Origin of the sequence: Sphingomonas segetis, assembly GCF_009720245.1 — a bacterium.
GTDB classification, from domain to species: Bacteria; Pseudomonadota; Alphaproteobacteria; order Sphingomonadales; family Sphingomonadaceae; genus Sphingomicrobium; species Sphingomicrobium segetis.
The window spans coordinates 1-6,605 of record NZ_WJSQ01000146.1 but is presented as its reverse complement, the minus strand read 5'-3'; the positions used below and the strand labels follow the sequence as shown (position 1 = coordinate 6,605).

At 66.3% G+C, this 6,605-nt stretch carries 9 protein-coding genes; 4 read left to right on the top strand and 5 right to left on the bottom strand.

The annotated features are described in order from the left end of the window. Positions 1-819: winged helix-turn-helix domain-containing protein (locus tag GH737_RS12080; RefSeq protein WP_196233142.1), on the bottom strand; the 819-nt coding region annotated here is incomplete at its 3' end. Positions 820-986: 167 nt separating this feature from the next. On the opposite strand from GH737_RS12080, the gene GH737_RS12075 reads away from it, so the two are divergent. Further along, on the top strand, positions 987-1,328 hold the full coding sequence (locus tag GH737_RS12075; protein ID WP_155265061.1) for a hypothetical protein: 342 nt from the start codon (positions 987-989) through the stop codon (positions 1,326-1,328). A gap of 62 nt (positions 1,329-1,390) precedes the next feature. After that, positions 1,391-1,690, top strand: coding sequence for a hypothetical protein (locus tag GH737_RS12070; protein WP_155265060.1), 300 nt, complete (start codon positions 1,391-1,393; stop codon positions 1,688-1,690). Positions 1,691-1,867: 177 nt separating this feature from the next. On the opposite strand, the gene GH737_RS15360 is transcribed toward GH737_RS12070, so the two are convergent. From GH737_RS15360 to parE, 3 genes are all read right to left on the bottom strand, one after another. Then, a complete protein-coding gene (locus GH737_RS15360; protein ID WP_196233141.1) occupies positions 1,868-2,029 on the bottom strand; it encodes a hypothetical protein in 162 nt (53 codons plus the stop codon). Positions 2,030-2,488: 459 nt separating this feature from the next. Beyond that, positions 2,489-2,800, bottom strand: coding sequence for a GIY-YIG nuclease family protein (locus tag GH737_RS12065; protein ID WP_155265059.1), 312 nt, complete (start codon positions 2,798-2,800; stop codon positions 2,489-2,491). Positions 2,801-2,976: 176 nt separating this feature from the next. After that, complete coding sequence (gene parE, locus GH737_RS12060) at positions 2,977-4,971, bottom strand: DNA topoisomerase IV subunit B (protein ID WP_155265058.1); 1,995 nt, start codon at positions 4,969-4,971, stop codon at positions 2,977-2,979. 220 nt (positions 4,972-5,191) lie between these two features. Here parE and GH737_RS12055 point away from each other — a divergent pair, with 220 nt between their 5' ends. Both GH737_RS12055 and GH737_RS12050 read left to right on the top strand, forming a co-directional pair. Continuing rightward, entirely contained in the window at positions 5,192-5,452 is a 261-nt protein-coding gene (locus tag GH737_RS12055) for a hypothetical protein (protein WP_155265057.1), read from the top strand. A gap of 165 nt (positions 5,453-5,617) precedes the next feature. After that, positions 5,618-6,133, top strand: a complete 516-nt coding sequence (locus GH737_RS12050; protein WP_155265056.1) for an Hsp20 family protein — start codon at positions 5,618-5,620, stop codon at positions 6,131-6,133. An 88-nt stretch (positions 6,134-6,221) separates the two neighbouring features. On the opposite strand, the gene GH737_RS12045 is transcribed toward GH737_RS12050, so the two are convergent. After that, positions 6,222-6,605, bottom strand: a 384-nt coding sequence (locus tag GH737_RS12045; RefSeq protein WP_230558790.1) for a GcrA family cell cycle regulator, incomplete at its 5' end; no start/stop codon positions are given.

The window sequence follows — 6,605 nt, the reverse complement described above, 5'->3', positions numbered from 1 at the left end:
GAGCCAGTCGCCATAATAAGGCGGAAGCAGCGCCAGCGCCGCAAGCCCGTCGGCCTGCCGGGTGTCGAGAGCGAGCGCGCGGCGCGCAGCATCCTGCGTGCCGGCGACGGCCGCCGCCATTTCGGCGGGTGAGGCGTGCTCGGCGGCGATCCCGCGGGCCACCGCCAAGCGACCCCAGGCGAGCTTGCTATTCGGCTCGAGCGCAACCGCTTCCTCGAGGAAGCCGACACCCTGCGCGTCCGTTTCCGGAAGGGCGTTGCGGATCGCCTCGTCGCTGCGTTCCACCAGGTCGGCGACGCGGACGTCGAGCGGATCGGGCCGCAGTAAGAGATAGCCGAGGCCCGACGCGCCCGCGACCGATGCAGCGGCCCCCGCGCCAAGCATGGACCGACGCGACGCGCGCCATTCCTGTTGACCTTCCGAACGGTCCAGGAGCGGCTCTGCGACTTGCGGTTTGAGCGACCCGTCGGCCTCACGAACACTCATCCGGTAGCCGACCTTGGTGATCGTTTCGATCTCGAAAGTGCCGTGGCCGAAATTCAGGCCGAGGTCGCGCAGCTTGGAGATGGCGCGGTGGATGGCGTTGTCGCCGACGACGCGGCCGTCCCAGCAGCGGTCGATCAGCTCGTCGTGGCCGAGGATCGAGCCTTTCGCCTGGGCGAAAGCCACGAGGACCTGCATGATCCTCGGCTCCAGCGTCTCACTCCGGCCATCGCGCAGGACCTGGCGGGTCGCGGGATGCACCTCGACTGCGCCGAGCAGGAACGGTGGTTCGCGGCTGAGCCGGATCGCGAGCGCCTGGTCGTCGTCCTGCGCCATTCGCGTGCCCCGGCGCCCGGCGTTTTGCCGCGCTTGGCTCAACATATCAGCTTTCCATCAGCAATTCATCACAATCGCCCTGTTGGGCGCGGTGTCCTCCCCGGCGGATGATGCGGCGCGTTCGCAAAACCCAATCGCGAGCAGCAACAAGGATGAGGAGAAGTTCGATGATCAAGCTTGTTCACATGACACGCGGCGCCACTTTGGCGGTCGCTCTCGCCGCTACCGCCGCCAGCCCCGTTTTCGCCGGCGAAATCACCGGGAGCGGCAAGGATCTGCCGGTCAACGGCAATTCACTGTGCGCCTACTCGGGGCTCAACGACACGCCCGACGGGCTGTATCTTCCGATCGGCCCCGGCGGAGCGCTGGTCGAGATCGATCCGGGCGGTCCCGTTCAATCCTACGGTTACTTCAAGTCACATTTCGACGACTTCCTGTCGAGCCCGAGCGATCCGGCCGCCCGGTCTTCGCCCGCGTTCCCGGCGACGGGCTGCAACCCCGTCAAGTGATCTGACCGAGGCAAAAGCGGGGCGCGGCCGGTTCGCGTCCCCGCTTCCCGAGTGAGTGGAGAGTGGCCATGGTCTTTATCATCTTCGTGGCAGCCTTCGTCCCGGCGGCACCGGTGGCGCTCGCGCCCGTCGGCACCGGGCGGCAGACCAGTTCGGTGGCGGCTCAAACCGTCGACGACGTCTGTTCGATGCTGGCGGCGGGTCCGATCCCGTTGAAGCTTGGCGACTGCTTCAAGTTCGACCGTTCAACCGAACCGACGTTCAGGAACGAGGCCTGCAGCTTCCTGCGCGATACCGGGCAGCTCGCCGATTATGAGTTCGGCTCCTATGCCGGATGCGTGCGCCATCTGCTCGACATGTAACCCGCACCCTCTCACGCCCCGATCGCAGGCTCCGCTTCGTGGAGTCGGAGGTAGGCGCGCGGGACCTTCGCGACCTTGCCGGCAGTGAGCATCCGATGCGGTGCTGTGCACGGTTCCCTTCCACGACGTGGTGAAGGTCGAAGAATAACCGGGAGCCGGGGCGGCCCCCGCGCCTGGTCAGCGTTCGGCGTTCTCGCTTCTCTTCGGGGCGCAGCGATAGCCGCCGAACGCGATTCCGATCGCGACGCCGATGGCGATCCCCGCGCCGATGTTGTGAATGGCCACGCCGATCGCCACGCCAACCGCGATTCCGACCGCAAACCCGCTGCCCTTGCCCATGTCTTCTCCTTGCTTCGACCATTTTTCGGGAGGTTCGACCCTTGCGAACGTGACGCGCGCACTTCAAGATACCCTAACAGAGAGGAACAGGATCGGCGGCTCCTGCAGCCATCACCGCGGCGACCAGCTCGTCACTCCCGCAGTTCTGGCGAATTGCTTTCCGGTCACTACGTGACGTTAGACGGGCTCCCCCGCATCAAGTCCGGGATGACGAAGGACGGGTCAAACTCGTCATTCCCGCGAAAGCGGGAACCTAGCTGAATGAGAAGACTGCGGTAGCAGTCTGCCAGCTGCTGCTGGCACTTCTTGCTTTCGCTGGGTTCGCGCTTTCGCGGGAATGACGATTGTGGAGTTCAGCTGGGTCCCCGCTTTCGCGGGGATGACGAAAAAAAGGGGCTGATTTCCCGTGTGCGGAGATCACGAAAAGGGGATGGGTCCCCGCTTTCGTGGGAATGACGATCAGGGGAGTGGATCGAAGCCGAAACCTTCGGCAAGGTCTCGCCAGTCCGGGTTCTCCGCTTCGATCAGCTCCAGCTTCCACGCGCGGTTCCATTTCTTGATGCGCTTCTCGCGAGTGATGGCGGAGTGGATCGTGGGATGCTGTTCGAACCAGACGAGGAGTTTGACGTCGTACTTGCGGGTGAAGCCGCGCACGCGACCTTCGCGGTGCTGGTGGATGCGGGCAAGGAGGTCAGAGGTGACGCCGGTGTAGAGGGTGCCGTTGCGCTTCGATGTGAGGATGTAAACGCAGGGTTGGAAATCGGCGTGCATCCATTCCCTTATTCGTCATTCCCGCGGAAGCGGGAACCCAGCTGAAAAGGAAATGCCAGTGGCAGCTGGCAGACTGCTACCGCAGTCTTCTCTTGCAGTGCTAGGTTCCCGCTTTCGCGGGAATGACGAGAAAAGCGCTGGGTTCCCGCTTTCGCGGGAATGACGATTTCGGGGCGTCAAGCGTCGATCTCTTCCTCATCGACCGCGGACGCCCGCGACTGAATAAACTCGAACCGCGGTGCGGGGTCGCGGCCCATCAGCCGCTCGACCAAGTCCTTCACCGGCTGGCGGTCTTCGTAGGCTCCCGGCAGGGTCACCTTGAGCATCGAGCGCGTGGCCGGGTCCATCGTCGTCTCTTTCAGCTGGTTCGGGTTCATCTCGCCGAGGCCCTTGAAGCGCGAAACCTCGACCTTCTTGCCCTTGAATTCGCTTGCTTCGAGCTCGGCGCGATGGGCGTCGTCCCTCGCGTAGAGGGTCTTGGCGCCGCTGGTGAGGCGGTAGAGGGGCGGCTGGGCAAGGAACAAATGGCCGCGGCGGACCAGCTCGGGCATTTCCTGGAAGAAGAAGGTCATCAGAAGCGTGGCGATGTGGGCGCCGTCGACGTCGGCGTCGGTCATGATGATCACGCGCTCGTAGCGCAGCGCGTCCTCGCTCCACTTGTCGCGCATGCCGCAGCCGAGCGCGAGGGCGAGGTCGGCGATTTCGCTGTTGGCGCGGATCTTTTCCTGCGTGGCGCTGGCGACGTTGAGGATCTTGCCGCGGATCGGGAGGATCGCCTGGGTCTTGCGGTTGCGCGCCTGCTTGGCGCTGCCGCCGGCGCTGTCGCCCTCGACGATGAACAGCTCGGCGCCGTCGGCCGCATCCTGCGAGCAGTCGGTGAGCTTGCCGGGGAGGCGGAGCTTGCGGGCGGAGGTCGCGGTCTTGCGCTGGACCTCGCGCTCGGCGCGGCGGCGCAGGCGCTCCTCCATCCGCTCGACGATCGAGCCGAGGAGAGCGCGGCCGCGGTCCATGTTGTCGGCGAGATAATGGTCGAAATGGTCGCGCACCGCGGCCTCGACGAAGCGCGCCGCCTCGAGGCTGGTCAGGCGGTCCTTGGTCTGGCTCTGGAAATGGGGGTTGCGGATGAACACGCTGAGCATCAGTTCGACGCCGTTCATGACGTCGTCGGCGGTGATGTCCCTGGACTTCTTCTGGCCGACCAGCTCGCCGAACGCGCGGATGCCCTTGGTCAGCGCGGCGCGAAGCCCCGCTTCGTGGGTGCCGCCGTCGGGCGTCGGGATGGTGTTGCAGTAATAGAGCTCCGAGCCATCGGAATAGAGCGGCCAGGCGACCGCCCATTCGGCGCGGCCCTGCTTGTCGGGGAAATCCTGGCTGCCGGTGAAGGCCTGGTTGGTGACGGTGAGGCGCTCGCCGATCTGCTCGGCGAGATGGTCGGCGAGGCCGCCCGGGAACTGGAAAACGGCGCTCTCGGGGACGCCATTGGGATCATTTGGCGCGGAGGCGAGCGCGGGGTCGCAGCGCCAGCGGATCTCCACCCCGGCGAAGAGATAGGCCTTGGATCGCGCGAGCTTGTACAGGCGCTCGGGGGAGAAAGCCGCGTCGGTGCCGAAAATCTCCGCATCGGGGGTGAAGGCGACGGTGGTGCCGCGGCGGTTGGGCGCAGCTCCGGCCTCGGCGAGCTTGGAGGTGGCGAGCCCGCGCGCAAAGCTCTGGCGGTAGAGCTTCCTGTCGCGCGCGACCTCGATCACGGTGTCGCTCGACAGCGCGTTGACGACGCTGACCCCGACGCCGTGGAGGCCGCCGGAGGTCGAATAGGCCTTGCCCTCGAACTTCCCGCCCGAGTGGAGCGTGGTCATGATGACCTCGAGCGCCGACTTGCCGGGATATTTGGGGTGGGGGTCGACCGGGATGCCGCGGCCGTTGTCGGTGACGGTCAGGCGGTTGCCAGGCTCGAGCGTGACCTCGATGCGGGTGGCGAAGCCGGCGACCGCCTCGTCCATCGCATTGTCGATGACCTCGGCGGCGAGGTGGTGGAGGGCGCGCGCGTCGGTGCCGCCGATGTACATTCCGGGGCGGCGGCGGACGGGCTCGAGCCCCTCGAGCACCTCGATCGCGGACGCATCGTAATTATCGGACGAGGGAGGAGCGGAAGTCGAGAACAGGTCGGCCATTTGCAAGCGGGTATAGGAGGCGGGTTCGAGTGGTGCCAAGCGTCGCACGCCGGGTTTTCCACAGCTGCGGCCGCGATCGATGCGGTGCGCGGGACCGATATGTTGGGGTTGCAGTGGAGCGGGCTTGGGCGAGAGCCCCGGCTCGTTCGTCGCCCTCGGCAAGCTCGCGGCCAAGAAGGGCACGCCCAAGGGCGCGTAAGGGATCGAGCTTGCGCGGCGGATGAAGGATGCACAGGAGCTGGTCGATGCGGTGAGCCGACGGCGCGTGCTGACCGACAGGGACCTCGGTCGGATCCGCGACCTGATGCGCGAGGACTGCATCGCCTGGCGCAAGCGCTACGATTTGCTGCCGTCGGCCTACTGCGAGGAACGCGGCCGCTGGATCGTCGACGAGCAGGCGCTGAGCCCGAACCAATGGGCGCAGCAGCAGCTCGACTGGCTCGAGGTGGAGCGCGACTGGATCGTCTCGCACGGCGGGTGAGGGCGGGGGTGGCGCGATCGCGGCGATTCGATTTCCGCAACTCTTGAAACACGAAAAAGCCGTTCCAAATCATCGGTGCCGGACGCCTCATGGGTCCGGCGACGGGGCGACGTGCTCCACACGCAGCGTGTCGCTCCGCCAGTTGCTCGAATGGAGGACAAGACCATGCGTACTGCTTTCGACTTTGCGCCGTTCCGGCGTTCCACGGTCGGCTTCGACCGGCTGTTCGACATGCTCGAGAACAGCAACCTGGGCCAGCCCCAGGAGAATTACCCGCCCTTCGACCTCATCAGGACGGGCGAGAACGATTATTGCATCCAGCTCGCCGTCGCCGGCTTCAAGCCGGACGAGATCGACGTCACGGCGCAGCAGAACGTCCTGCTCGTCTCCGGCCGCAAGTCCGAGGAGAGCGAGGAGAAGGGCGGCGACTTCATCTATCGGGGCATCGCCAACCGCTCGTTCGAGCGCCGCTTCGCGCTTGCCGACCACATCCAGGTCCGGGGCGCCGACCTCAAGGACGGGCTACTGTCGATCGAGCTGGTGCGCGAGATTCCCGAGGCGATGAAGCCCAGGAAGATCAACATCGGCGCGACTCAGGACCAGCCGCAGCACGACCGTATCGGCGGCGGCGATCAGCCGACATCCAGACAGACGGTCGACGCCGAGGCGGAAAACGCCTGAGGCTTGGCGCCGTTGAATTGCTGAGCCCCGGGAGCCACGCTCCCGGGGCATCCTTTTCATGTGCCCGGTTAACGGTTTGCGCCGGAGGCTAGCGAACCCGCGGGCCGCCGAACGGCATCGGCGGGGGAGGGCGCCGGTCGCGGCGCGGGAGCTGCGCCTGGTAGGCGACCCCGCAATGCTCGACGCAATAAGGGAAACCGGGGTTGGCCGGGTCGCCGCAGAAATGGAAGTCGGGCTCGCCCGGGTGGCCGATCGGCCATTTGCAAATGCGATCGTTGAGCTCGAGCAGGCTGGTCTTGTCGGCGACCTCCGGGCTCGGCTTGGCGGGCACGAGGCGCCGCGGCGGCGCCGGCGGGATCGGCGCCTGCTGGTCACCGGGGCCCTGACGGACGAAGCCGCCGGGGCCGATCGAGCGATACTGCATTTCCTGCGGGCTCATGCGCTGCTTGGGAGGCGCGGGCTGCGAGGGAGC

Coding starts and splice junctions, on each gene's coding strand:
- GH737_RS12050 (WP_155265056.1), top strand. CDS start 5,618: ATGCGTACTGCTTTCGACTTTGCGCCGTTCCGGCGTTCCACGGTCGGC.
- parE (WP_155265058.1), bottom strand. CDS start 4,971: ATGGCCGACCTGTTCTCGACTTCCGCTCCTCCCTCGTCCGATAATTAC.
- GH737_RS12075 (WP_155265061.1), top strand. CDS start 987: ATGATCAAGCTTGTTCACATGACACGCGGCGCCACTTTGGCGGTCGCT.
- GH737_RS12055 (WP_155265057.1), top strand. CDS start 5,192: ATGAAGGATGCACAGGAGCTGGTCGATGCGGTGAGCCGACGGCGCGTG.
- GH737_RS15360 (WP_196233141.1), bottom strand. CDS start 2,029: ATGGGCAAGGGCAGCGGGTTTGCGGTCGGAATCGCGGTTGGCGTGGCG.
- GH737_RS12065 (WP_155265059.1), bottom strand. CDS start 2,800: ATGCACGCCGATTTCCAACCCTGCGTTTACATCCTCACATCGAAGCGC.